Origin of the sequence: Bradyrhizobium sp. ERR14 (assembly GCF_014198235.1) — a bacterium.
In the GTDB taxonomy this organism is placed as follows: Bacteria; Pseudomonadota; Alphaproteobacteria; order Rhizobiales; family Xanthobacteraceae; genus Bradyrhizobium.
Genome location: NZ_JACIHD010000007.1, coordinates 318,878 through 342,391, shown reverse-complemented (window position 1 = coordinate 342,391; position 23,514 = coordinate 318,878). Strand labels below are relative to the sequence as shown.

Here is a 23,514-nt window from a genome sequence, read left to right as displayed (position 1 = left end):
AACAGTCATGCGGTTTGAAGTATTGCCAGGCCTGCCCCCTTACGGCCCGCCGGCCGTATCGTTCACAGAACGTGGCGATAGCGAATTCCGTGAAGGTTTGGTTGTTCGCTTCTGTCCGAAGAGGTCCGACCCGTGGGTCGGAAATTTCCTCGGCGGCATGTCCGATTACACCAACGTGCTTGACCACCCTAACGGTACCGACGTGATCGTTGTCGCTTGGGGCGAGACCTTTGTTATTGATCCGGAACACCGCGCCATTCGAGAGCACGTTGCAAGTGATACCCAGCGAGCAATCCCTGCACCAGCTCTTGGGCTCATCCTTTTCCAGGGTCTCGTCGGCTTCAACGCTGTTCGGTCAGATAATTCACGATGGAAAAGTCCGCGGATTTCGTGGGACAGCTTCCGCAATATCAATCTTCTTGAAACCGAACTTACCGGCGAAGCATGGACTCCGATCGGAGATACTTGGGTGCCGTTCGCCCTCGATCTTCTGACCGGCCGCTGCACCGGCGCAATCTATGAAACGGACATGGCTCGGGCGTTGCGCGCTACGCCAAGGGCGGATCAATCGTAGCCCACATGAGCGCAGCTACATCCGGGATTGACAGCTCGTAGGGTGGGTTAGCCTTGTGGATTCGCGAAGCGCTGTCCGCAGGGCGTAACCCACCACTTCCGCTGCCGCGAAGATGAACCAAGTGGGTTACGCTTCGCTAGCCCACCCTACGAGACCTCCTGCTCGGGTTCGAAATCGACTTCACCGCTCGCTCCGCGCCTCGACAAAAACCACCTCCGCGCCTATCCTGATGGCATGAACATCATTCGCCGCACGCTGGATATCGACGCCGACACCGACGCGCGCTTGCGCGAGATGGCCGACGAGCGCGGGCAGGATGTCGCCGCCGTGCTCGCCGAAGCCGTGGCGCTGCTCGATTCCGTAGTCGACATCGCCGGGCCCGAGATAGCCGAGGATCGCCGGCGGCTGGATGACTTCCGAAAGACCCGCGCCGCCGTTCCGCTCAATGAGGTGAAGGACTGGGTCGCGAGCTGGGGGTCGGCGAAGGAGCTGCCGCGGCCAGCAGTGCGCAGGATCGGATGATCCTGCTTTCGCCCGACGCCGTCGAGGACGTCGAGCGATTGCGCCTGTTTCTCGATCAACACAGCCCGGTCGCCGCGCAACGCGCGCTCGCATCGATCTGGCGGGCGATCGAACGGTTGGAAGAGTTTCCCGATCTGGGAATGCAGACCGAAGATGCCGAGCTTCGCCAGATCGTGGTTCGCTTTGGCGCGTCTGGCTATATCGTGCGGTATGCCGTATTGGCGGAAGCGCGGGACATCCTGATTACGCGCACGGCCGCGAGGCCCGCAAGACGGACGAGTGAGCGTAGCCAGTGACGATTGACTTGGTTGAAACCCACCGCCTCCCGGACCAGCTCCGTCCCAATCTCCGCCTCGTCTTCGTCGGCACCGCCGCCTCGACGCGCTCGGCGGAGCTCGGGCACTATTACGCCCATCCCGGCAACCGCTTCTGGCGCGCGATCCATGAGGCCGGGATCACGCCGCGGCGTTATCGGCCGGGCGAGTTCGCAGCGCTGATCGAGCTCGGGATCGGCTTCACCGATCTCTGCAAGACGGGCGCCGGGATGGATCACCAGATCGCGGCGGAGATGATCGACGTGCCGGGGTTCAGGGCGAAGATCGAAAAATATCGGCCGCGGACGATTGCGTTCACGAGCAAGAAGGCGGCGAGCCTGTTTTATGGCAGGCCGTCGAGTGGGATTTCGCTGAGGCGGCAGAAGCGCGAGGAAAGTTGGCCGGAGATCTTCGTGCTGCCGTCGCCGTCAGGTGCGGCGTCCGGGCATTGGACGATTGAGCCGTGGCGGGAGCTGGCGGCGTGGATCGCTGCGTAGGGTGGGCAAAGGCGCTCTTGCGCCGTGCCCACGATCTTTCCGTGGGTCCGGCAGAACGTGGGCACGGCGCGCGAAGAGCGCGCCTTTGCCCACCCTACGGCACTGCCGCCGCCGTCGGGTGCTGCGTCGGGGCATTGGACGCTGGAGCCGTGACCCGAGCCGGCGGCGTAGATTGGTCGTAAGGTGAGCTGACAACGGTGCGTCACACTCCGCCGTCGTCCCGGCGTTCGCCGGGACGACACCGTTGGATTGGCTAAACGCGGGATAAGGATCGAACGTTGTCGGAATTCGCGCGGCCCAATCGTCCTCTGGCCACAAGCACGCCCCACCCGGAGCCCTAGATGCCCCCCACCATCACTGCCTTCGAAAGCTCCCCCGACCGCGGCCGGGGACAGGCGCGCGACATGCGGGTTCGCTGGGCGTTCGAGGAGGTCGGGCAACCCTACGACGTTCGACTCGTCTCGTTCAAAGAGATGAAAGAGCCGGCGCATCGCGCGCGGCATCCGTTCGGGCAGATCCCGACCTATGAGGATGGCGATCTCACTCTGTTCGAGTCGGGCGCGATCGTGCTGCAGATCGCCGAACGCCACGATGGCTTGCTGCCGAAGGACGCCCATGCGCGCGCCCGCGCGATCGCCTGGATGTTCGCCGCGCTGAGCACGGTGGAGCCGCCGATCGTCGAGCTCACCATGGCCATGCTGTTCGAGCGCGACAAGAGCTGGTACGCGGAGCGGCTGCCCCTCTTGCAGGATCGCGTCCGGATCAGGCTCGGCGAACTGTCCCGCCGCCTTGGCGATGCCGACTGGCTCGACGGCGCCTTCAGCGCCGGCGATCTCATGATGGTGACGGTGCTGCGGCGGCTGAACACATCTGGCCTGCTCGACGAATATCCTGACATCGCCGCCTATGTCGCGCGCGGTGAAGCGCGGCCGGCGTTCAGGCGCGCCTTCGATGCGCAATTGGCGGTGTTCAAGGCTGCATCGCGTTCGTAGGGTGGGTTAGCCGCGCGGCTGCGCAAAGCGCAGGCCGCGTGGCGTAACCCACCGCTTCTGTCGCCGCGGATGCAGACTTGGTGGGTTACGCCTTGCGCCGGAATCGTGTTGGGAGATCGAGTTTGTGAACGGCTAACCCACCCTACGAGAGCTTCGAACGACGCACCTGCTCCGTCTTCTCCCCATTGCATGCACCCCAGCGCCCCTTCATGCTGGCCTCCGCCACCCCAGGGAGCCCGCCCATGCTGACCCTCTATTCCTACCCGCAACTGTTCGGCGTCGCCGACAACAACGGCTACGGCCTCAAGGTCTACGCCTTCCTCAAGCTCGCAGGCCTGGAGTTCGTGCACGAGCATATCTTCGATGCCTCGGCCGCCCCGCGCGGGCAGCTGCCTTACGTCGTCGACGACGGCGAGAGCATCGGCGACAGCGAGACCATCGTCGCGCATGTGATCGCGAAATATCGCCTCACCATCGATGCCGGACTTTCACCGGCGCAGAGTCGCACCAATCTCCTCGTCACGCGCATGCTCGACGATCTCTATTGGGTGATGTCGTATTCGCGCTGGAAGGACGAGCGCTATTATCCGGCGTTCCGCGACGGCTTCATTGCGCAGCATCCGCAAGTGAGTGCGGAAGGATTCGAGAAGGCCAAGGCGTATAATGCGCAGCGCTATCATTACCAGGGCATCGGCCGCTACACGCCGGAGCAGGCTTACGCGCGCGGGCTCGCCGATTTGCAGGTGCTGGCCGAGATCGCACCCGCCGCGGGCTTCGTGCACGGCGCGGCGCCAACGAGCGTCGATGCCGGCATCTACGGCTTTGTCGCGAACATCTATTATTTTCCGATCCCGACACCGCTGAAGGCGTTCGTGGATGCGCAGAAGAATCTCGTCGCGCATTGCGAGCGGATTCATGCGGCGGTCGGAAAATCGTAGGGTGGGTTAGCGCAGCGGCTGCGCGAAGCGCGGGCCGATGCGCGTAACCCACCTCTTCTCTTTCCGCGGTGACAGAAGTGGTGGGTTACGCCAAGCGGCTAACCCACCCTACGGCCCCTGGCCTACCGCATCGTGATCGCGAGGCCGCTGAGATCCGCATTCGCCATCAACCCGACCTGCGTGCCCGTCAGCTCCAGCACGGCGCCCTTCTGGTTGGTGAGCACGATGGCACGGGCGCCGGCGCCAACGGCGAGGCCCGCGCCGGCGGCGCCGTAGACCCCGGCGACATCGGAGGGACGGTTGATGTTGGAGACGCGGCCGCGCAGCACCGTCTTTGAACCGCCGAAGACGAGGCCGTAGTCGAGGCCGCCGGTGGAGAGCCCATAGGTGCGGCCGCGGAAGTTGAGCACGCCGCTCCCGCCTGAGCCGCCGATGATCCAGCCGGCCTTGTAGATCGTCAGCGTCACGAAACCGCTGTCGGCCATCGCCGAGGTCGAGAGCCCGGCCAGGGCGGCAATGGCGACCAGCGCGGCGCGGAAGGTGGATGCAATCTTCATGGGCGTCTCCGGGGGCTATTTTTCAAGGGGGGAAAGCGAATCAGACGAGCCGAATCTATCCGATCGATCGGGGCGGCAAAATGATGGGGGCTGCCCTGACACGCAAGGTGCAGCGTCGCACGCAACCGTCATCGCCCGGTTCAACCGGGCGATCCAGTATTCCAGAGGCGGCGGTGATTGAGCCGAGAGGCCGCGGCGTACTGGATGCCCCGGTCAAAGCCGGGGCATGACGGCGGAGGCTCGGGCACAAGGTCGCGCATCGCCATCATCCCATTCTGCCCTTGTTTTGTCCGACGGAGCAACTTGAGTGTTTAGCCTTTACCGAATTATAAAAACTCAATGATCTCCGCATGATCTCTACTGTGCATGGGGTTGTTTTCGCGTTTTTGTTCTTGCCCGTCTCCGCAACCCGATTGCAAGTCTCCCGCATGTCGCTACGCTCATGCGGGCTACGCGCCCGTTCCTAATTCGAGGTGATGCCATGCCGATCCAGCATTTCGCGCCCCCGCTGCATGTTAAGGCGCCGCCGCTGTCCTTTGCGACGCGCGTCGGTGATCTCCTGTTCGTCTCGGGCATTCCGGGCTTCGATGCCAATGGTGCGCTGCCCGACGGTTTCGAGGCGCAGTTCGCCAATGTCGTCGTCAACATCAAGCGCGTGCTGGACGAGGCCGGCGCCGGTGTCCGCGACCTCGTCAAGGTCAACGTGCTCTTGACCCGCGCCTCCGACGTCGCCGCCATGAACGCGCTCTATGCCGGCGCCTTCGGCCCGCCGCCCTATCCGGCCCGCACCACCTGCGTGGTGCAGGCCCTGCCCGATCCGAAGATGCTGATCGAGATCGAGGCGGTGGCCTCGCTGGCGAAGTGAGCCACGGAGCGTGTGGCTTGCCGGGCACGCGGCCGAACCAAATGCTTGGGAAACAGCTGACATGTCCGTGAACGGCAGCTCCCCGGCTTGCAAAGGACCTGCTTTTACCGCACGAAATTTTGCGTCCCACTTCCCCACAAGGAGATATTTCATGCGTCGCGTTCTCGCCCTCTGTGCCGTTGCCGGCATCGCAAGTTCCGTGTTCGCCGTGCCCGCATCCGCCAAGGTCGGCTATTACGTGATCCGCTGGGACAACACCGGCATCTGCCAGGTCTGGAACGAGGACCTGCAGTACAAGCCGCTTCAAATTGGGGTGTCGACCTACAAGGTCGTCAGCAAGCCGCTCCCGACCTTCCAGGCCGCTTCCGACGTCCAGATCAAGATGCGCGCCGAGCGCCGCTGCACGCTCTGATCTTTTTGCAACGGACCGGATTTCGAGGGCGGGTCGCGCGAGCGGTCCGCCTTCTTCTTTTTGCGGGACCCGCGCGTTTTCCGGCCGAATTCAGCCATGTCCTGCCCGCGCGCTTTGAACCTGACCGGCCTGCGGAACTACTCACATCTTGTTCGGGGCGCATTCCCCAAGACGTCCCCGCACCAGCCCTCCCCGTCATTGCCGGGAGGCACATCACATCATTCATTTGAGGAGCTGATCATGCGTCGTATTTCCGTGCTGTGCGCTGCCGCCGGTCTTGCCGTCACCGCCTTCGTCGCGGCGAGCCCTGCGGAAGCCAGCTATCACCTGATCCGCTGGCAGGACACGGGCCTGTGCCAGATCTGGGACGAGAGCATCCCGACCACACCGTGGCCGGCCGGCTATCATCGCGCCAGCGCATCCGTGCCGACCTTCATCGACGCCCTCGCGGTGAAGGATGCCGCGCTGAAGAACGGTCAGTGCACCTGGTAAGATTTTCGATCGGCGGACGAAGAGCGGGCAAGGACCATGCGTCCTTGCCCGCTTGTTTTTCCGAGATGTCGTAGGGTGGGCAAAAGGCGCGCACTTCGCGCGCCGTGCCCACGCCTTTCAACAACGGGCAAATGGTGGGCACGGCGCTTCGCGCCTTTGCCCACCCTACGAGATATCGTCAAGCCCGCTCACGCATCCTTATGCGCGCCGGGATGGATCAGGACGTCGCGCGCGGCGGCGAGGTCGATGAAGGCTTGCGCGCTGCCGCCGTGGTCGGGATGCATGCCCTTGGCGGCGCGCCGATAGGCCTGGTTGATGTCCTCGCAGGTGAGCTGCACCGCGAGCGGCAGACCAAGCATCTTGCGGGCGCGATCCTCGCTGGACAGCTGTTTCGGCATGGCGTTGCGGCGGCCGAAGCGCGGCGCGGTCAGATCATGAACGACTTCGAGAACGACGCCGATGCGGCGCTGGGCCGCCAGCGTGACGCCGTGATCGTCATTGTCGACCGCCTGGCGCAGCACCGGAAGCGCCTGCTCGGCGGCCTGTCGCAGCGTGGCATCGACGCTCATCCGCGCGATCTCGGCCACGAGCCGGCCCGCCTCGGCCCAATCGGCCGATTGCGCCGACCGCAGGCGTTCGAGGGCGGGTTTCCAGGAGTCGAGCCGGGAGTCGAGCCGTTCCATCATGCGCGCAACGTTTAGCAATGAAGATCAGTATGCCAAGGCTGCCGTTTCCGACCCCTTAATTTCGAGTTAGCGTTTCGTGAAACTTCGAAACGAAATCGGGAGGAAAATGTAATGGCATTGCTCGCAAACCACATCGCCGTCGTCACGGGCGCCGGTTCCGGCATCGGCCACGCCATCGCGGCCGGCTACGCCCGCGAGGGCGCGCAAGTGGTGCTGCTCGACGTCAATGCCGACACGGTCGCGGAGGCCGCCCAGGAGATCCGCAAAGCGGGCGGCAAGGCCGAGAGTTTTGCGCTCGACGTTGTCAGCCGCGAGGACTGTTTTGCGCTGGCCAAGCAGGTCGCGGGCGAGGTCGGGCAGGTCTCGATCCTCGTCAACAATGCCGGCATCACCCGCCGCAACGCCTTCACCGCGGAGACCGAGACGGTCGCGAAGGACTGGAACGACATCATCTCGCTCAACCTCAACGGCGTCTTCAATATGACGCAGGCCTTCCTTGCACCCCTGCGCGCGAGCAAAGGCCGCATCGTCAATATCGGCTCGATCCAGTCCTTCGTGCATCTGCGCACGCCAAGCTCGGCGGCTTACACGACCTCGAAGCACGGCGTGCTCGGCTTCACCAAGGCGCTCGCGGTCGAGCTCGGCAAGGAGGGCGTGCGCGTCAACGCGATCGGGCCTGGCTTCATCGAGACCAACATCAACGCCAATGTTCGCGCGACCAATCCGGCGCTGGTGCAGGCCTTCGTCGACCACACCCCGCTGGCGCGCACCGGCAAGCCCGAGGATATCGTCGGGCCCGCGATCTTCCTCGCCTCGGATCTGTCGGCCTATGTCACCGGAACGATCGTGATGGTGGACGGCGGCTATCGGACGGTGTGAGGCGCGACTCACTATCCCGAAGCACGAGATCATCGTCCGCCTTGTAGGCAATTGCGCCACTGGACCGGACGATGACACCGCGTGTGTGGAAGAGATAGTCCCGCATCACGATGCATCTGGCGCAAATCGCGGCGGCTTAGCGGCATTCCTGAGGTCAATTGGTGCGATCGTCCGCGATTAACCTTTCATTAACCAAACCCGCCCACCGTGGATCTACGGCTTGGGGGTCGTTGGTTCTCGATCCGCTTCCAAAGATGGCAGCGGGCGTTGATCGGGAGGTGTGTTGATGACCACTGTTCATGTCGCCGCGTCCGAGTCGGGCGCGCAATTCCTTGCTCCTAACCAGATCGTTCCGCTTCTGATCGGCGCCACCGTCGACGAGGTCGAGCGCGAGCTCGTGCTTCAGACGCTTGCGCGCTGCGACGGCAACCGCACACGCGCATCGCGCGTGCTCGGCCTGTCGGTGCGTACGCTGCGCAACAAGATCAAGCTCTATGCCGCGTCCGGCATCGAGGTGCCCGCCTATCAGGATTAGCGTCCGAGGACGCACCGCTGGATCAGTCCGCCGATGATGACCGCGAGCGCGATCATCACGACCGAGGCTGTGATCATCTCGATCGCGCGGAGGAAGAAGGCCGTCATGACAGCCCATGACGGCTGCGGCTCCTCGGCGAATGCGACCGGCACGACGTCGGGTACCAGCTGGTGAGCGAGGCCAAGCGCCGCCGCAAGGACGACAGCGAACAGGCAGAGGATTTTCCACGCTGCGCGCATCGGTCGCTCCTCGCAACAGTTCTAGCCGCACGATCGATGACACAGCGGCGCGTGCCGCCGATTGATGTTGATCAAGCGTTCTGAGCTGTCCCGGCGGAATTGCTGCTGTCGTCAAACGCCGCTAAGCAGCTTGCTTCCGATCATGGGGAGCAGTGGCGTGGCAGACGATCAGGGACGACGGCAGGGATCTCAAGGGCCGCGCGGACGGCAGGGTGAACCGGGACGGCCGGGACCGCAGGGTCATCCCGGCCGGCGCGGTCCCGACGGCGCGCGCGGCAAGCCGGGACCGCAGGGCAAGCCGGGGCCGCTCGGAAAGCCGGGACCTCAGGGCAAGCCCGGTCCGCAAGGCAAGCAGGGTGAGGCCGGCCCGCGTGGGGCCGCCGGCGCGCAGGGGCCTGCCGGACCACAAGGGCCGGCGGGACCGCAAGGCCCGCGCGGCGAGGCTGGGCCTGCCGGTCAATTGCCCTCGATCGAACAGCTGCTGCCGTGGCTCGAGCAACTGTTCGACGCCTGGGACGAGCGCCGCCGCCAGCGCGAGCGCGACGCCGCCGAACGCGAGGCGCTGGAGGCCGCCGTGCAGGAGCCCGATGAGGCCATCGTCGACGACGCGAGCGACGACAGCGAAGGCGACGCGCACAAGAAAAAGAAGAAAAGGAAAAAGCACGGTCACTAGGATTAGTGGCGCGCCCGTGCCCCGACGCAGCGCAGCACGCAGTGATGCGCTGCTGAGCCGGCGCCCATCTAACCAAGAGCTTTTCTCGCGATTTTCTGGGTCCGGCTCTGCGTCGCAGCGCTGACGCACTTCGCCGCGTCCGGGACACGAGCCTCGGTTTAGGAAGCCGATGAATCATCCTTGCGCGGGAGCATGCCCATGCGCTCGAACTGCCAGCGCATGGCGCGATACCAGAGATAGCCCACCGCCGCGCCGCACAGGGCCAGGATGATCACGTTGGCGCTCGAGAACGAGCCGCTCCACCACATCATCCACGCGGTCCATAACAGCGTGAGGACGATGGCACCTGCTTTCAGAGGAAGAAGGGGGCGGCTCATGGGTCGTGCTCCGGCTGTCAAAACCCCGGCACACATCATTGCAGGAGGAGACGCCCCCGTACCGTGAGCCAGATCACGGAACGAATTACCCGAGCCCACTAACCGAAGCGCAGCCGCGAGCGCTCCCTGGCCCTTTCCGCCTCGACCTCACGGTCCCGCGCCGGCGCATGGGTGTGCAGCGAGGTCAGGAGATTTCGCGCGGCCTGCGAGACCTCCGCCACTGCGCGGTCGAACGCCGCCTCGTTGGCCTGCGACGGCTTGTTGAAGCCGGACAGTTTTCGCACGAACTGGAGCGCGCTGGCATGGATCTCATCCTCCGTCGCCGGCGGCTCGAAGTTGAACAGTGTCTTGATGTTGCGGCACATGCAGGGGCCTCTTCCGGATGTTTCCTTGAAGACGATCGGCGGAGCCGAAATCCTACATCGTTCTGTGCATTTCTGCTAAGTCCCGCCGTAACGCGGCCGCCGACCATGAGCCGCAATGGGGAGAAAAGCATGAAGGCTCCCTGCGCCGCGCTGTCGGCTACCCTGCTGTCCTTTTCAATCCCGGTCCTGGCCGCCGATTATCCGGCACCGAAGCAGGGCGACTGGATCGCCAGGGATTTCAAGTTCCACACCGGCGAGACCATGCCGGAGCTGAAGCTGCACTACACCACAATCGGCGAGCCCTCGGGCCAACCGGTGCTGGTGCTGCACGGCACGGGCGGCTCGGGCGCAAGCATGCTGTCACCCGCCTTCGCCGGCGAGCTGTTCGGCGCGGGGCAACCGCTCGACGCCTCCAAATATTACATCATCCTTCCCGACGGCATCGGTCATGGCAAATCGTCGAAGCCCTCCGACGGGATGAAGACGAGCTTCCCGAAATACGATTACGACGACGTGGTCGAGGCGCAGCATCGCCTGGTGACGGAGGGCCTCGGCGTCAAGCATCTGCGGCTCGTCATCGGCAATTCGATGGGCGGCATGCACAGCTGGCTGTGGGGCGCGAAATATCCGAACGCGATGGACGCACTGATCCCGATGGCCTCGCAGCCGACCGAGATGGCGTCGCGCAACTGGATGCTGCGGCGGATCATGCTCGACACCATCCGCAACGACCCGGACTACAATGGCGGCAATTACACCAGCCAGCCGCGCATGATGAAATATGCCATCACCGCCTACGGCATCGCCAGCATCGGCGGCACGCTCGCCTATCAATCGCAGGCGCCGACCGCAGCCAAGGCGGACAAGATCGTCGACGACCGGCTGGCGGCGCCGATCACGGCGGATGCCAACGACTTCGTCTACCAGTGGGAGTCCTCGCACGACTATAATGCCGGCGAGAAGCTGGAGGCCATCGAAGCATCGCTGCTGCTGATCAATTCCGCCGACGACGAGCGCAATCCGCCCGAGACCGGCATCACGGACGCGGCCATGAAGCGGGTCAAGAACGGCCGTCTCTATTTGATCCCGGCGAGCGCCGAGACGCGCGGCCACGGCACCACCGGCAATGCGAAATTCTACAGCGAGCAGGTGCGGCAATTGCTGGAGAGCACACCGCAGCAAACGATCGAATCGGCGCGCCGCTGATTTTGCAGCGCATCATGTGCGGCACTTCGGAGCCGCATATTATTTGGGCATGCAATGCGCTGACAGCTCGGGCTTAATCGCGTCACCGATGGAATCGACGCGAGCAAGACTCGCGCGCGAATAGCGGGACGCGACGAGGAGGGATCGCATGCACAGGCTCGCACTGTGCGTTTGGCTGGTCGCTATGACGGCGCTGACCAGCGCCGGACTCGCATTCGACAACGGGCAATACGACCACATCCCGCCCGATATCCGCGCCTGGTTCAAGAGCGTGATCGCGCCGAACGGTGTGCCCTGCTGCGACGTCTCGGACGGCCATCGCACCGACTACGATGTGCGCAGCGGCGCTTATTGGGTGCCGATCGAAGGGCAGTGGATGGAGGTGCCGGAGCGCGCCATCATCCGCGACCGGGGCAATCCGGTCGGCCAGGCCGTGGTGTGGTACGTTCGCCACCGCGGCGCCATCATCATCAGCTGCTTCGTGCCGGCGGACGCCGTGTAATGCGTCTTTATCGATTCCATTGGCTGGAGGCGGCCCGATCGGCTAGCTTGCCGCCAAGCTGAAGCGGAGGCATGCCGTTGACCGATCTTTGCGCCGAAGACCTCGCCACCATCTATGCCAAGCCGAGCCCGCGCGTGATCGCGAAAGCGCGACCCGCGATCGATGCGCATGCGAAGAAGTTCATCGAGATGTCGCCGTTCTGCGTACTCGCGACGTCGGGCGCGGACGGCAGCGTCGATGCCTCGCCACGCGGCGGCGGCACCGGCTTTGTCCACGTCGCCGGTCCCAACCAATTGCTGATGCCTGACCGCTCCGGCAACAACCGGATCGACAGTTTTCGCAACGTCGTCGAAGGCTCGGGCTTCGTGCACCTGTTGTTCTTCGTGCCCGGGATTGACGAAACGCTACGCGTCGGCGGACGCGGCACGCTGTCGGCCGATCCGGATCTGCTCGCCGCGATGGTCGAATTCGGCAAGCCGCCGCGGGCGGTGCTGAACGTCGCTGTGAGCGAAGTCTATTTCCATTGCGGCAAGGCGCTGATGCGCTCGAAGCTGTGGTCGCCAGAGAAAGTGCAGCGCTCGGTGATGCCCAGCATCGTCACGGTCATTCACGACCAGACTGGCCTCGGCGAACCGGCGAGCCAGGAAACTGTGGAAGAGATTTACAAGACGCAGTTGTAGTTGGGACGACAATCACGGTGTCGTCCCGGACAAGCGCAGCGCAGATCCGGGACCTCCGCGCGAGCGCTTGCGCTCGTCGCGATAACCACAGGGAGTGGTTTTGCGAAGACTAACAGTGAAGAACTCGTGCCCCGGTACTCATACCGGCGCATCCAGATAGATCACGCGGTATGGGTCCCGGCCTTCGCCGGGACGACACCGAGTACGCAGCGACGCCCGAGCTTAATGCCCCTCGCCCTCGAGCCCGCCGACGTGCTTCTGGGTGTAGAGCTCAAGGCCGATGCGGCCGATCAGGTCGAGCTGAGTTTCGAGGAAGTCGATGTGATGCTCCTCGTCGCTCATCAGCTTCTCGAACAGGTCACGCGTGACGTAATCCTTGGCGCCGTGGCAGTAGGTCGCCGCTTCCTGGTAGAGCGCACGCGCGCTCATCTCGGCAGCGAGGTCGCACTCGATGATCTCCTTGACGTTCTGGCCGATGCGCAGGGGATCGAGCACCTGCATGTTCGGAAAGCCGTCAAAGAACAGGATGCGCGCGGTGAGCTTGTCGGCGTGCTCCATCTCCTCGATGGACTCCTTGCGCCAGACCTTGGCCATGTCGAGGAGGCCCCAATTGTCGAGGAAGCGGTAGTGCAGCCAGTACTGGTTGATCGCAGTCAGTTCGTGACGCAGTGCCTTGTTGAGATAGTCGATGACTTTTGCGTCGCCCTGCATGGTTCACTCCAGCTCTTGCAGTCCAAATCGGCCCAAAACCGAATTTAGAATGCTTCTAAGTCAGTTTACGAATGAGGGCAACTGGCTACGGCGGCGCAGCCGGGGAAAAGCTCAGCTGAGCTGGCGAAGGCTTTCAGCAGGCCGCGAGGGCAAACTCGGCGGGCTCGGCCGCCTCGTCATTGGCAGCCACGGTGTGGTTGTGCGGGCAGCCGGCACAGCAGGACTGGGCGCAGGGGCCGAGAGCTTCGTCGATGATGGTCTTGATCGTCCGGGCGCAGCGGCCGCATTCGGCGCTACAGCCGAGGCATCCATAGACCTGCTTGGCATGGCGCACGGCGTCGTCGGACTCGGCGACGGCGGCGCGGATGTCGTCATCGCTCAGCACGTTACAGGAACAAACGATCATGGAAGCGGCAGGCCCTTCGGTGATGCAGCATCATCGATATTTAACGGGCCCGCCGGATGCAAAAGGAAAAAGCGGTATTTGAAGCTATTCCAAACTGGCCCAAAAGCAGCCTAGAACGGCCCTAAATTTCAGGGTTGCGCTGGATCAAGATTGGAGCGGATCCTAATCGCCGCCACCGCCTCCCCCACCGTCACCGCCGCCACCGCAATCGCCGCCACTGCTGCCGCTATCGCTGCTGGAACAGCTGCCGCCGTCGGCCGGGCTGCCCGAACTGTCGCTGGAAAACCAGCTTCCCAGCGAGAAGCCGTTATTGCTGCCCGAATAGGTGTCGCCGCTGCTGCTGCCGTCGCCGCCCGCCCCGGCGCGGGAGCGCCGCTGGCCGCGGTTCTGAAGATGGGTGATCCAGCCGTAACCGATCGCGGACACGACCCCGGCCGCAATCAATGCATTGATCATCGCGTTGCCCATCATCGCCTCCCTGGCCGGGCCTACGGTCCATATCAATTGGTCGCCCGCCCCCAAGGTGCCGTTCATTGATCATTCAAGCGAAGTATGGAACTCTGCCCCCAAAGGGTTCCCGCGTGTTCGTACGAAAGGTCAAGCCAATGAAGAAGCTGCTCCTGACGGTCGCCGCCGTCGCCTCCCTGGCCGTTGCGGCCGGATCCCCGGCCCATGCCCAGCGCGGCGTCGCGGCAGGCGTGGCGGCCGGCATCATCGGCGGCGCCATTGTCGGCGGCGCGCTGGCCTCTCCGTATTACTACGGACCTGGCCCCGGCTATTACGAACCCGGCTATTACCCGCCCCGTTACTATGCGCCGGGTCCGGGCTATGTCTCCGACGACTATTACGGCGGCGGCTGCGTCTGGCAGAAGCAGCGCTTCTGGGACGGCTATGCCTGGCGCGCCCGCCGCGTCAGAGTCTGCGGCTGAAGCGACTCGAACCGGTCCATCGCGACTGCTTCGCTGGCCGGTTCACTACGGATGCGCCGTTCATCTCCGGGCCTGAAAAAGACCGCTTTTTCTCGTCACAGCTCCGTGTGCGTTTACCGTGGGTTGACCAATTGCGCGCTTCCTAGCTGCACGGCCAATTCCATCAGCGTGTGCGTGAACCTTTGAAACCCGGGCGCCTCTAACAAGAGGAACCCATCTCCCAGGAGAGCCCTGAGCATGAAGAAGACTCTTGTTGCCGCCCTCACGGTTGCGACGATCGCCGGTTCGCTGGTGACTGCCGCTCCGTCCGCCAAGGCGCATGACGGCAGCATCGGCGCCGGCATTGCGGCCGGCCTGATTGGTGGCGCGATCGTCGGCGGCGCCATCGCGTCGAGCCGTCCGGCCTATGGCGGCCCCGTTTACGTCGCCGAGCCCGGCCCGCCGCCCCCGCCCTGCTACTGGCAGCGTCAGCGTTATTGGGACGGTTACGGCTGGGTCGTTCGCCCGGTTCGCGTCTGCTACTGATCTGATCGCACCGGCGCTCGTGAGCGCCGCGATCGAAGCCCGGCCGAGACCTCGGCCGGGCTTTTTCTTTGGTCGCGCGCTATCGCGCCGCCTGGATCGAGCGCAGCACCTCTTCGCTCGGCCAGCAATCGACCTTGAGACCCACCGACTTCTGATAGGCACCGAGCGCGGCGCGCGTCTGCATGCCGGCCTTGCCGTCGATCTTGTCCTTGTAGAGCCCGACGCGCGTGAGCCCACGCTGCATGGTCTCGACATCCCTGGTGCGCAATTGCTTCGAGGCCGCCCATGGCGTTGCGAACGGCACCGGGCTCGTCATGCGGTCGGCAAGGTGGCCGACGAACAGCACGTAGAGATCGGAGAAATTGTATTCCTTGATGACGAAGTAGTTCTTCGTCGTCAGGAACGATGGGCCATAGATGCCTTCCGGCTGCAGCAGCGAGGCCGGCTGCGCCTGCTCTGCGGCACTCAGCTTCTGCCCGCGCACCGGCACAAAACCTTCGCGCAACCACTGGCCGAGCGGCTTCGTCACCTCGGGCACGCCGGTGGTACAATCGACCTTCGCGGGTGCTTGCACCTCGTAGGCCCAGCGCACACCGCCCTGCCAGCCCTTGTTGACGAGTTGCTGCGCGGCCGAGGCCAGCGCGTCCGGTACCGAATGCCAGATGTCGATGCGGCCGTCGCCGTCGAAATCGACGCCGTGCTTGTAAAATTCGGACGGCAGAAACTGCGTCAGCCCGGTGGCACCCGCCCAGGACGAGCGCATGTCCTTGCGCGTCACCACGCCTTCGCCGAGGATCTTCAGCGCGAGGATGAACTCGGTGCGGTACTGATCTTTGCGTCGCCCGACATAGGCCTGCGTCGCCAGCACGCGGACGAGATCATACGGCAGCGTGTAGCGGCCGTAATCGGTCTCGCGGCCCCAGATCGCGAGCATCACGGTTGCCGGCACGCCTGACTTCTTTTCGATCTCGCTCAGCGAGGCGCGATATTTTTGCAGCAGCCGCTGCCCCTCGCCCGCAAGCCGCACGATCGAGGCTTCCTTGACGTAATCGGCCGGCACCTGCACGAACTCGGCCTGCGACGGCGCACCCAGCGCGGGCCGTCCGGGCAGGATCAGATCGGGCAGCTTGTAGTCGGGTTCGAGCCCGCGCGTCTGCTCGTCGAACGTCTTGCGCGAGACGCCTTCTGCCTGCGCCTCCGGCCACAGCGAGGCGATGAACTGGGTGAAGGCGGCATCGGCGGCGCGCGCGGACGTCCAGCCGCAGGTGACCACGATCACCGCAGCGATGAGCGCCCGCCGCATCATGCCGAAATCACCGCGTCAGCTTCTTGTACTTCACGCGGTGCGGAATGATGCTGTCCTGGCCGAGCCGGCGCATCTTGTCCTTCTCGTAATCCTGGAAGTTGCCTTCGAACCATTCGACGTGGCTGTCGCCTTCGAAGGCCAGGATGTGGGTCGCGATACGGTCGAGGAACCAGCGATCATGGCTGATGATCACAGCGCAGCCGGCAAAATCCTCCAGCGCCTCTTCGAGCGCGCGCAGCGTGTCGACGTCGAGGTCGTTGGTCGGCTCGTCGAGCAGCAGCACGTTGGCGCCGGACTTCAGCATCTTGGCGAGATGCACACGGTTGCGTTCGCCGCCGGAGAGCGCGCCGACCTTCTTCTGCTGGTCCGCGCCCTTGAAGTTGAAGGACGAGCAATAGCCGCGCGAGTTCACTTCCTTCTTGCCGAGCAAGATCAGCTCGTTGCCGCCGGAGATCTCCTCCCACACGTTCTTGCTACCGTCGAGCGCGTCGCGCGACTGGTCGACATAGCCGAGATGCACGGTCTCGCCGACCGTGATCGTGCCCTTGTCCGGGGTCTCCTGCTTGGTGATCATCTTGAACAGCGTGGTCTTGCCGGCGCCGTTGGCACCGATCACGCCGACAATGCCGCCCGGCGGCAGCTTGAAGGTGAGATCGTCGATCAGCAGGCGATCGCCATAGCCTTTGCTGAGGCCTTCGAAATCGACCACATTGGCACCGAGCCGCTCGGCGACGGGAATGATGATCTGCGCGGTCTGGGTCTGCTTCTCGCTCGCCTGCTTGAGTAGCTCCTCGTAGCGCTGATAGCGCGCCTTGGACTTGGCCTGGCGCGCCTTCGGCGAGGACGCGACCCATTCCTGCTCGCGGGCAATCGTCTTCTGGTGCGCGGCGTCTTCGCGTCCTTCCTGCTCCAGCCGCTTCTGCTTCTGCACCAGCCAGGACGAGTAATTGCCCTCGTAAGGAATTCCCTTGCCGCGATCGAGCTCGAGAATCCAGCTCGTGACGTTGTCGAGGAAGTAGCGATCGTGGGTGACGATCAGGATCGCGCCGGGATAGTTGCGCAAATGCCCTTCCAGCCACGACACCGACTCCGCGTCGAGATGGTTGGTCGGCTCGTCCAGCAGCAGCAGATCGGGCTGGTCGAGCAGCAGCTTGCACAGCGCGACGCGGCGGCGCTCGCCGCCGGAGAGCTTGGTCACGTCGGCGTCGTCGGGCGGGCAGCGCAGCGCGTCCATGGCCTGGTCGACCTTGCTGTCGAGATCCCAGAGGCCCTGGGCCTCGATCTCGTCCTGCAGCTTGGTCATCTCGTCGGCGGTTTCCTCGGAGTAGTTCATCGCCAGCTCGTTGTAGCGATCGAGGATGGCCTTCTGCTTGGCGACGCCCAGCATGACGTTCTCACGCACGCTCAGTGCCGGATCGAGATGCGGCTCCTGCTCGAGATAGCCGACACGGGCGCCCTGCGCGACCCAAGCCTCGCCGTTATACTCCTTGTCGAGGCCAGCCATGATCTTGAGCAGCGTCGACTTGCCCGAGCCGTTGACGCCGAGCACGCCGATCTTGGCGTCCGGGTAGAACGACAGATGGATGTTATCGAGCACCTTCCGGGTCGGGTAGCTCTTGGTCAGGCCCTGCATGAAATAGATGAACTGGCGCGCCATAGGTCCCGAAAACCTTCGATTTGAGGAAATTTGCTTCGCCGCCGATGTAACGATCCCGCCCCCAAAGGGCAATGTTTTCCGTCCGTTCACCACGGATGAATACGGGACGGACACCATCCGGCCACCGATCCGGACAATTGAAACCATCTTTTAATAAATCAGGCCGAAAGCTCGGTTTCGCGCGGAAACAGCGCCACCCGCTCAGAACGAACGGGAGCACAGCGAGGCCGCATCATGGCTCTGATCGAGACCAACTCACTTCCTGTTCCGGCAGAAGCCGGCCACGTCTCCGGGCTCGTCTCGGAGGTCGCGGGGTTCTGGAAGCGCTTCTTCGCCACCGCCTTCAATCCCTACCGGCCCGAACTGCACTACATGCGTGGACCCGGTCCCGCCTGGCGCGCCAAGCACGGCATGGATGCGCCGTTCCGGCTCAAGCCCCGGGATCTCTGAGCGCCTCCTTCCTATCGGACTTTTGAAGACGCAAGCGGCTTGCGCGCCGTCCTGATTGCGCGCAACCATGGCCTGATTCCGACGGCGGCGCTCGCCCAGCGCCCTCACCTCTCGCCATCAACTCTGGCCCTGGATGAACGCTGATGAGCCGGCTGCGCTGTGCAATTCTCGACGACTATTTCAACCTCGCGCTCGACGTCGCCGACTGGCAGAAACTGTCCGACCGCCTCGACGTCACCGTGTTCAGCCATCCCTTCGCCTCCGAGAAGGCAGCAGCCAGCGCACTCGCTGATTTCGAGATCATCTGCGCGATGCGCGAGCGGACGGCCTTCCCGAAGAGCCTGTTCGAGAGCTTGCCGAAGCTGAAGCTGCTGCTCACGTCAGGCATGCGCAACGCCGCGATCGACATGGAAGCCGCGAAGGCGCGCGGCGTCACCGTCGGCGGCACGCAATATTCGCGCGATCCCACGGCACCGCTGACCATGGGCCTGATCCTGGAGCTGACCCGCGGCATCGGCCGCGAGAACGCGCGCATGCATGCCGGCGAGCCCTGGCAGACCTTTGCCGGCGTCGAGATCGAGGGCATGACGCTCGGCATTGTCGGGCTCGGCAAGCTCGGCAGCAGGATGGCCGGGATCGCCAAGGCGTTCGGCATGAACGTGATCGCCTGGAGCCCGAACCTCACGCCGGAGAAATGCGCGGCCGCCGGCGTCGGCTACGCTACCAAGGAGGAGCTGTTCGCCAAGGCCGATATCGTCACCATCCACGTGGTGCTCAGCGAGCGCTCGCGCGGGCTGGTCGGAGCGGCCGATCTGGCGCGGATGAAGCCGACGGCCTTTCTCGTCAACACCGCGCGCGGGCCGATCGTGGACGAGCAGGCGCTGCTCGAGGCCTTGCAGCAGCGCAAGATCGCGGGCGCCGGCATCGACGTGTTTTCGGTCGAGCCGTTGCCGGTCGACCATCCCTTCCGCAAGCTCGACAACCTCGTGCTGACGCCGCATCTCGGCTACGCCACCGAGGACGGCCTGCGCATCCATTACGGCCAGATGGTCGAGGCGATCGATGCCTTCACCAAAGGCAGCGAGCTGCCGCGCAAGCTCGCCTGAATGACCAAGCTCGCCTGAATGACAAAGGGCGTGCCGATGGCACGCCCTTTTGCAATCTGAATATTCGCGGCGCGCTTAGCGCACGGTGACCGGTGCGGGCAGCGGCGGCACGACCGTCGGCTGGGTGCCGGGGACCGGACCAGCCTGGGCGGCCATCGGAGCCGGACCGGCGGCAGGACCGGGTGGCGGCGCGGCGGATGCCGTCGCCGTTCCCGGCGGTGGGCCACCGGGCATCACCACCACGCGGGTGCCGACCTTGACGCGATCGAACAGGTCGGAGACGTCCTCGTTCAGCATGCCGATGCAGCCGGACGAGACGAACTTGCCGATGGTCGAGGGCTGGTTGGTGCCGTGGATGCGGTAGACGGTCGAGCCGAGATACATCGCGCGGGCGCCGAGCGGATTGCCGGGGCCGCCGGCCATGAAGCGCGGCAGATAAGGCTGGCGCTCGATCATCTCGGTCGGCGGATGCCAATCCGGCCACTCGGCCTTGCGGGTGATCTTCTGCACGCCGGTCCAGGTGAAGCCGTCGCGGCCGACGCGGACGCCGTAGCGGATCGCGCGGCCATTGCCGAGCACGTAATAGAGATAGGTGTTGGGGGTATCGACCACGAGGGTGCCTGCGGGCTCCTTGGTCTGGAACGCGACCTCCTGGCGGCGCAGGTTCTGCGGCAGCTGCACCGGCGCAGCATCGGGCTGCTCCTCGGGCGGCAGCGCGGCCATCGTCATCGGTCTTCCATCGGTGCCGACGGGCGGCTGGCCGGCCTGGACCGTACCGGTCGCGGCGGGACCACCAACGGCTTCCGGCGGACGCATGCCGTCATTGGCGGGGGCCTGACCTTGACCCGGGCGATTTGCGTAGATCACCGGCGGCGGACCGGCGGGGCGGCCGTAGCGGGGATCGTCGGGCGACATCACGGGGCCCTGCGGGGCGGCCGAATAGACCGGCGGAGCGCCAGCCGGGCGGCCATAACGCGGATCATCCGGCGACATCACCGGACCCTGCGGCGGCGCGGCCGAGTAGACCGGGGGAGCGCCGACCGGACGGCCATAGCGCGGATCGTCGGCCGGGCCGGGCGGCGGCAGCGATGCCTGCGGCATCGCGTCGTCGTCGTCTTCCAGCGCGTCGAAATTCGGCGTGCGGTCGCCGGGCCGATATTCGGCCGGGGCGCCGTAGCTCGGTGCCTGCTGAACCGGATAGCTCTGAGCCTGCGCGAGCGAGGTTCCCGCCGCAGCGACTGTCGCGGCAGCGCATATCGTCAGAAAATGTTTGATCATCATCGCTCTTGTATAGTCCCCAAGCCCGATCGGACCGTTAACGGCCAGATGGCCGAAGATAGCGGCACATTCAAGACATATCAGGCTTATTTGCGCCGGACCTGCCGATTTGTGATCCGCAAGACTACCGTTGCCCCGTTGCATCACGGGGCGGAAATCAACTCATGACGCCAATTGCCGGAGTCTTCGGCCCCGTTTTTTGCGGAACGGGTCGGAATCGTTGCGGTATGTTCGAATCAGCCTGATTCGCCGCCCATTTGAGCTCCCGATCCCCGCGTGGCGAACGCGGCAAACAGTACCGTCACCGCGTTCAGATGGCTCTTGGGCCCTGGCCTCTTCGCCGCCGGGGCGGAAATTCGCAACCGCTCGATGCTTCCCGGCTTTCGCTTCCTGTTTGCCGCGATCCTGCTGTCAGTCTCCATCCTGGTGTTCGGCCTGGGCGCCGCCGCACTGCTGCGGGCGAGCCATGAGCAGTATGTCAGCAACCCCTCCTGGCGGAACGGCCCGCAGGAGCAGGTGTTCGCGCAGGCTCCCGAGCCGGCCCAGCCGGTGCTCGCGGTCCTCCGCGCCGAGCCGGAGCTGACCGCCGAGCCCGAGCCGTCGCTACGCGACCGGGTGCCGACCATTGGACTGCCCGAAAGCGAGCCCGAGCAGGTCGCCGCCCTGACGACCGAGACCGAGGCTCAGCCCCAGGTCGCGGCACCTCCGGCTGATGTCCCCGTCGCCGAACCGGCCAAGGCGGAGACGACGACGGAGGCCGCAGCGCCGGCGCCCGCCGATACGCTCACCGCTGCCGACGCCACGGCGTCGATCCCCGCGGCCGAGCCTGCCGCGACCGCCAGCGAGCCGGCGCCGGTCGATCCCAGCGCGGCCCTGGCCTCCTCCGCACTCGATGCCGCCTCGGCCAAGCTGGCCGCTCTGAACGAGCCGGCGACGACGGCCGTGAAGGATGCGCCGGCGAAGGCCAAGACCGAGAGCAAGGCTGATAGCAAGCCTGACGACAAGGCGACCAAGCGCAAGGCGAAGGCGAAGAAGCGACACCGCGTGGTGCGACGTCCGCCGCCTCAGCAGCTGCAGCAGCAGCTCGACCCGTTCGGCCAGCCGCAGACCTTCGCGACGACCGGGCGCACGCGCTGATCTTACTTCACCTCTCCCTGCTTGCGGGGAGAGGTCGGAATGCGCGCGTAGCGCGGATTCCGGGTGAGGGGGTACAGGTCACTCGATCGTCTCATCGTGTGGAGAGAGGCCCCTCACCCCAACCCTCCGTCATCGTGGCGCTCACGCCGGCCCGGTCGCGATCGGCGGGCCTTTTTCCTGGCCCCATTCCGACCAGGAGCCGTCATAGAGCGCGGTGTCGGTGATCCCCAGGCGATAGAGCGCGAGCGTCAGCACGCCGGCCGACACGCCCGAGCCGCAGCTCGTCACGATCGGCGCATCGAGCTTGACGCCGGCCTTCGCAAAGGCGGCGCGCAGTTCTTCGAGCGGCTTCATCTCGCCGGTCGCGGCATCGAACAGGAGATTGTAGGGCACGTTGCGCGCGCCGGGGATGTGGCCGGAGCGGATGCCCGCCCGGGGCTCGGGCGCACGGCCCTCGAAGCGGTCGGCGGCGCGCGCGTCGATCACCTGCTCGGCACGGCTTTCGACATTGGCGATCAGCTGCTGCATGCTGCGCACGCGCTTCGGATCGTAAGTCGCCTTGAACGTCGCCGGCTTCGGCTTCACCTCGCCGCTCTCGACCGCTCGCCCCTCGGCGCGCCACTTCTTCAAGCCGCCATTGAGGATGCGCACATTGTTGTGGCCGAAGGCCAGGAGCATCCACCAGGCGCGGGGCGCTGCGACCCAGCCGCCGGCATCGTAGAGCACGACGGTGTCGGCGTTGGAGATGCCGAGATTGCCGATGTCACGGCCGAACTGCTCGGCGCTCGGATACATGTGCGGCAGCGGGTTGGAATGATCCGACACCGCATCGACGTCGAAGAACGCAGCGCCCGGCAGGTGTGCGGCGAGATAATCATCCTTCGGCAGCGGCAGCACGCCCGGCAGCTTGAAGCTGGCGTCGAGCACCTTGACGTTGGCATCGTTGATGTGGGCGGCGAGCCATTCGGTGGAGACGAGGGGGTCGGTGGCGCTGGTCATGCGATTTCTTCCTTGTCATTCCGGAGCATGCGCCGCGCGAGCGAGACTGAAGCAGCGCGCGTCGCACTCCGCTGTCATCGCCCGGCCAGTGCGCAAGTGCGCGCTAGGAACGGGCGATCCAGTATTCCAGAGGCGGTTGTGATGGAACCGAGAGGCCGCGGCGTACTGGATTCCCCGCCTTCGCGGGGAATGACAGCAGAGCCCGGAGAGATAGCGGAGCACCCCTCACCCCTTCTTCTTCGGCTCCCACTGCTCGGTCGGCCCGCCGGCATCGCGCCAGGCGGCGTAGCCGCCGGCGATGTGGGCGACGGGCTTGAGGCCCATGTCCTGCGCGGTCTTGGCCGCGAGCGCGGAGCGCAGTCCCCCGGCGCAGTGGAAGACGAACTTCTTGTCCTCCTGGAAGACCGGCTTTGCGTAGGGGCTCTGCGGATCGATCCAGAATTCGAGCATGCCGCGGGTGCAGGCGAACGCGCCGGGGATGCGGCCGTCGCGCTCGATCTCGCGGGGGTCGCGGATGTCGACGATGACGACATCGCCGTTCTTGGAGATCTCGATGGCGTCCTTGGCGTTGAGCGTCTCGATCTCGGCATTGGCCTCGTCGATCAGCGCCTTGATGCCTCGGGTGATGTTTTGGGGCATGTGGTTCTCCCTCAATTCATTCGTAGCCGTTGTTACGGCGTCTGCGGGCCGCACACTCGGTGCAAC

General features: G+C 64.9%; 33 protein-coding genes. 20 read left to right on the top strand and 13 right to left on the bottom strand.

Annotated elements, in window-relative coordinates; genetic code table 11:
* Positions 1–7 precede the first annotated feature (7 nt).
* From GGD62_RS21995 to GGD62_RS21970, 6 genes are all read left to right on the top strand, one after another.
* Positions 8–574: a hypothetical protein gene (locus tag GGD62_RS21995; RefSeq protein WP_183710167.1), complete on the top strand. Its 567-nt coding sequence runs from the start codon at positions 8–10 to the stop codon at positions 572–574.
* Between the two features lie 234 nt (positions 575–808).
* Positions 809–1,096 carry a hypothetical protein gene (locus tag GGD62_RS21990; RefSeq protein WP_183710165.1) on the top strand — a complete coding sequence of 96 codons (288 nt, stop codon included), beginning with the start codon at positions 809–811 and terminating at the stop codon, positions 1,094–1,096.
* The gene (locus tag GGD62_RS21985) at positions 1,093–1,392 is read left to right on the top strand and encodes a type II toxin-antitoxin system RelE/ParE family toxin (protein WP_183710163.1); all 300 of its coding nucleotides are present in this window, start codon (positions 1,093–1,095) and stop codon (positions 1,390–1,392) included. The genes GGD62_RS21990 and GGD62_RS21985 overlap by 4 nt, the downstream gene beginning before the upstream one ends.
* A gap of 2 nt (positions 1,393–1,394) precedes the next feature.
* The gene (locus tag GGD62_RS21980) at positions 1,395–1,907 is read left to right on the top strand and encodes a mismatch-specific DNA-glycosylase (protein ID WP_312014274.1); all 513 of its coding nucleotides are present in this window, start codon (positions 1,395–1,397) and stop codon (positions 1,905–1,907) included.
* A gap of 341 nt (positions 1,908–2,248) precedes the next feature.
* Complete coding sequence (locus GGD62_RS21975; RefSeq protein ID WP_183710161.1) at positions 2,249–2,899, top strand: glutathione S-transferase family protein; 651 nt, start codon at positions 2,249–2,251, stop codon at positions 2,897–2,899.
* 242 nt (positions 2,900–3,141) lie between these two features.
* Positions 3,142–3,837 (top strand): glutathione S-transferase family protein, encoded by a 696-nt coding sequence (locus tag GGD62_RS21970; RefSeq protein ID WP_183710159.1) that lies wholly within the window; start codon positions 3,142–3,144, stop codon positions 3,835–3,837.
* A 122-nt stretch (positions 3,838–3,959) separates the two neighbouring features.
* On the opposite strand, the gene GGD62_RS21965 is transcribed toward GGD62_RS21970, so the two are convergent.
* Positions 3,960–4,394, bottom strand: coding sequence for a hypothetical protein (locus GGD62_RS21965; protein ID WP_018318613.1), 435 nt, complete (start codon positions 4,392–4,394; stop codon positions 3,960–3,962).
* A gap of 481 nt (positions 4,395–4,875) precedes the next feature.
* On the opposite strand from GGD62_RS21965, the gene GGD62_RS21960 reads away from it, so the two are divergent.
* The 3 genes from GGD62_RS21960 (at position 4,876) to GGD62_RS21950 (ending at position 6,163) form a co-directional block, all read left to right on the top strand.
* The gene (locus tag GGD62_RS21960) at positions 4,876–5,259 is read left to right on the top strand and encodes a RidA family protein (RefSeq protein ID WP_183710158.1); all 384 of its coding nucleotides are present in this window, start codon (positions 4,876–4,878) and stop codon (positions 5,257–5,259) included.
* 151 nt (positions 5,260–5,410) lie between these two features.
* Entirely contained in the window at positions 5,411–5,671 is a 261-nt protein-coding gene (locus GGD62_RS21955) for a hypothetical protein (protein ID WP_018318611.1), read from the top strand.
* Positions 5,672–5,911: 240 nt separating this feature from the next.
* Positions 5,912–6,163 carry a hypothetical protein gene (locus GGD62_RS21950; protein WP_018318610.1) on the top strand — a complete coding sequence of 84 codons (252 nt, stop codon included), beginning with the start codon at positions 5,912–5,914 and terminating at the stop codon, positions 6,161–6,163.
* A 188-nt stretch (positions 6,164–6,351) separates the two neighbouring features.
* On the opposite strand, the gene GGD62_RS21945 is transcribed toward GGD62_RS21950, so the two are convergent.
* Positions 6,352–6,849 carry a molecular chaperone DnaJ gene (locus tag GGD62_RS21945; protein ID WP_092253560.1) on the bottom strand — a complete coding sequence of 166 codons (498 nt, stop codon included), beginning with the start codon at positions 6,847–6,849 and terminating at the stop codon, positions 6,352–6,354.
* 111 nt (positions 6,850–6,960) lie between these two features.
* Here GGD62_RS21945 and GGD62_RS21940 point away from each other — a divergent pair, with 111 nt between their 5' ends.
* Together GGD62_RS21940 and GGD62_RS21935 are read left to right on the top strand one after the other, a co-directional pair.
* On the top strand, positions 6,961–7,728 hold the full coding sequence (locus GGD62_RS21940; RefSeq protein ID WP_092253562.1) for an SDR family NAD(P)-dependent oxidoreductase: 768 nt from the start codon (positions 6,961–6,963) through the stop codon (positions 7,726–7,728).
* Between the two features lie 286 nt (positions 7,729–8,014).
* Positions 8,015–8,263, top strand: coding sequence for a helix-turn-helix domain-containing protein (locus GGD62_RS21935; protein WP_018318607.1), 249 nt, complete (start codon positions 8,015–8,017; stop codon positions 8,261–8,263).
* On the opposite strand, the gene GGD62_RS21930 is transcribed toward GGD62_RS21935, so the two are convergent.
* Positions 8,260–8,502, bottom strand: a complete 243-nt coding sequence (locus GGD62_RS21930; protein WP_183710157.1) for a hypothetical protein — start codon at positions 8,500–8,502, stop codon at positions 8,260–8,262. The genes GGD62_RS21935 and GGD62_RS21930 overlap by 4 nt on opposite strands.
* A 157-nt stretch (positions 8,503–8,659) precedes the next feature.
* Here GGD62_RS21930 and GGD62_RS21925 point away from each other — a divergent pair, with 157 nt between their 5' ends.
* A complete protein-coding gene (locus tag GGD62_RS21925) occupies positions 8,660–9,175 on the top strand; it encodes a collagen-like protein (RefSeq protein ID WP_183710156.1) in 516 nt (171 codons plus the stop codon).
* A 158-nt stretch (positions 9,176–9,333) separates the two neighbouring features.
* On the opposite strand, the gene GGD62_RS21920 is transcribed toward GGD62_RS21925, so the two are convergent.
* Positions 9,334–9,552 carry a hypothetical protein gene (locus GGD62_RS21920; protein ID WP_026202044.1) on the bottom strand — a complete coding sequence of 73 codons (219 nt, stop codon included), beginning with the start codon at positions 9,550–9,552 and terminating at the stop codon, positions 9,334–9,336.
* Positions 9,553–9,650: 98 nt separating this feature from the next.
* Positions 9,651–9,917 (bottom strand): DUF2277 domain-containing protein, encoded by a 267-nt coding sequence (locus GGD62_RS21915; RefSeq protein WP_018318604.1) that lies wholly within the window; start codon positions 9,915–9,917, stop codon positions 9,651–9,653.
* Positions 9,918–10,046: 129 nt separating this feature from the next.
* Here GGD62_RS21915 and GGD62_RS21910 point away from each other — a divergent pair, with 129 nt between their 5' ends.
* From GGD62_RS21910 to GGD62_RS21900, 3 genes are all read left to right on the top strand, one after another.
* Positions 10,047–11,123 carry an alpha/beta fold hydrolase gene (locus GGD62_RS21910; protein WP_183710155.1) on the top strand — a complete coding sequence of 359 codons (1,077 nt, stop codon included), beginning with the start codon at positions 10,047–10,049 and terminating at the stop codon, positions 11,121–11,123.
* 148 nt (positions 11,124–11,271) lie between these two features.
* Complete coding sequence (locus GGD62_RS21905) at positions 11,272–11,625, top strand: hypothetical protein (protein WP_183710154.1); 354 nt, start codon at positions 11,272–11,274, stop codon at positions 11,623–11,625.
* Between the two features lie 77 nt (positions 11,626–11,702).
* Complete coding sequence (locus GGD62_RS21900) at positions 11,703–12,305, top strand: MSMEG_1061 family FMN-dependent PPOX-type flavoprotein (RefSeq protein ID WP_179736275.1); 603 nt, start codon at positions 11,703–11,705, stop codon at positions 12,303–12,305.
* A 222-nt stretch (positions 12,306–12,527) separates the two neighbouring features.
* On the opposite strand, the gene bfr is transcribed toward GGD62_RS21900, so the two are convergent.
* The 3 genes from bfr to GGD62_RS21885 form a co-directional block, all read right to left on the bottom strand.
* Positions 12,528–13,016, bottom strand: a complete 489-nt coding sequence (bfr, locus tag GGD62_RS21895; protein WP_008556076.1) for a bacterioferritin — start codon at positions 13,014–13,016, stop codon at positions 12,528–12,530.
* A gap of 133 nt (positions 13,017–13,149) precedes the next feature.
* Positions 13,150–13,422: a bacterioferritin-associated ferredoxin gene (locus tag GGD62_RS21890; RefSeq protein ID WP_183710153.1), complete on the bottom strand. Its 273-nt coding sequence runs from the start codon at positions 13,420–13,422 to the stop codon at positions 13,150–13,152.
* Positions 13,423–13,584: 162 nt separating this feature from the next.
* On the bottom strand, positions 13,585–13,893 hold the full coding sequence (locus tag GGD62_RS21885) for a hypothetical protein (protein WP_092253565.1): 309 nt from the start codon (positions 13,891–13,893) through the stop codon (positions 13,585–13,587).
* 134 nt (positions 13,894–14,027) lie between these two features.
* Between GGD62_RS21885 and GGD62_RS21880 the strand changes: the two genes are divergently transcribed.
* Both GGD62_RS21880 and GGD62_RS21875 read left to right on the top strand, forming a co-directional pair.
* Positions 14,028–14,351 (top strand): hypothetical protein, encoded by a 324-nt coding sequence (locus GGD62_RS21880; RefSeq protein WP_018318599.1) that lies wholly within the window; start codon positions 14,028–14,030, stop codon positions 14,349–14,351.
* 237 nt (positions 14,352–14,588) lie between these two features.
* Positions 14,589–14,876, top strand: coding sequence for a hypothetical protein (locus tag GGD62_RS21875; RefSeq protein ID WP_018318597.1), 288 nt, complete (start codon positions 14,589–14,591; stop codon positions 14,874–14,876).
* Positions 14,877–14,955: 79 nt separating this feature from the next.
* Here GGD62_RS21875 and GGD62_RS21870 read toward each other — a convergent pair whose 3' ends face one another.
* Together GGD62_RS21870 and ettA are read right to left on the bottom strand one after the other, a co-directional pair.
* A complete protein-coding gene (locus GGD62_RS21870) occupies positions 14,956–16,182 on the bottom strand; it encodes a lytic murein transglycosylase (protein ID WP_183710152.1) in 1,227 nt (408 codons plus the stop codon).
* A gap of 7 nt (positions 16,183–16,189) precedes the next feature.
* On the bottom strand, positions 16,190–17,839 hold the full coding sequence (gene ettA, locus GGD62_RS21865) for an energy-dependent translational throttle protein EttA (protein WP_018318595.1): 1,650 nt from the start codon (positions 17,837–17,839) through the stop codon (positions 16,190–16,192).
* A gap of 234 nt (positions 17,840–18,073) precedes the next feature.
* On the opposite strand from ettA, the gene GGD62_RS21860 reads away from it, so the two are divergent.
* Both GGD62_RS21860 and GGD62_RS21855 read left to right on the top strand, forming a co-directional pair.
* Positions 18,074–18,289 (top strand): hypothetical protein, encoded by a 216-nt coding sequence (locus tag GGD62_RS21860; protein WP_018318594.1) that lies wholly within the window; start codon positions 18,074–18,076, stop codon positions 18,287–18,289.
* Positions 18,290–18,432: 143 nt separating this feature from the next.
* Positions 18,433–19,395 carry a D-2-hydroxyacid dehydrogenase family protein gene (locus GGD62_RS21855; protein WP_183710150.1) on the top strand — a complete coding sequence of 321 codons (963 nt, stop codon included), beginning with the start codon at positions 18,433–18,435 and terminating at the stop codon, positions 19,393–19,395.
* A 75-nt stretch (positions 19,396–19,470) separates the two neighbouring features.
* On the opposite strand, the gene GGD62_RS21850 is transcribed toward GGD62_RS21855, so the two are convergent.
* The gene (locus GGD62_RS21850; RefSeq protein WP_183710148.1) at positions 19,471–20,673 is read right to left on the bottom strand and encodes a L,D-transpeptidase; all 1,203 of its coding nucleotides are present in this window, start codon (positions 20,671–20,673) and stop codon (positions 19,471–19,473) included.
* Positions 20,674–21,042: 369 nt separating this feature from the next.
* Here GGD62_RS21850 and GGD62_RS21845 point away from each other — a divergent pair, with 369 nt between their 5' ends.
* Entirely contained in the window at positions 21,043–21,810 is a 768-nt protein-coding gene (locus GGD62_RS21845; protein WP_183710247.1) for a hypothetical protein, read from the top strand.
* Positions 21,811–21,951: 141 nt separating this feature from the next.
* Here the strand turns inward: GGD62_RS21845 and sseA are convergent, their stop codons facing one another.
* Both sseA and GGD62_RS21835 read right to left on the bottom strand, forming a co-directional pair.
* Entirely contained in the window at positions 21,952–22,809 is an 858-nt protein-coding gene (gene sseA / locus GGD62_RS21840) for a 3-mercaptopyruvate sulfurtransferase (protein ID WP_183710146.1), read from the bottom strand.
* A gap of 225 nt (positions 22,810–23,034) precedes the next feature.
* Complete coding sequence (locus tag GGD62_RS21835; protein WP_018318589.1) at positions 23,035–23,448, bottom strand: rhodanese-like domain-containing protein; 414 nt, start codon at positions 23,446–23,448, stop codon at positions 23,035–23,037.
* Positions 23,449–23,514: the final 66 nt, after the last annotated feature.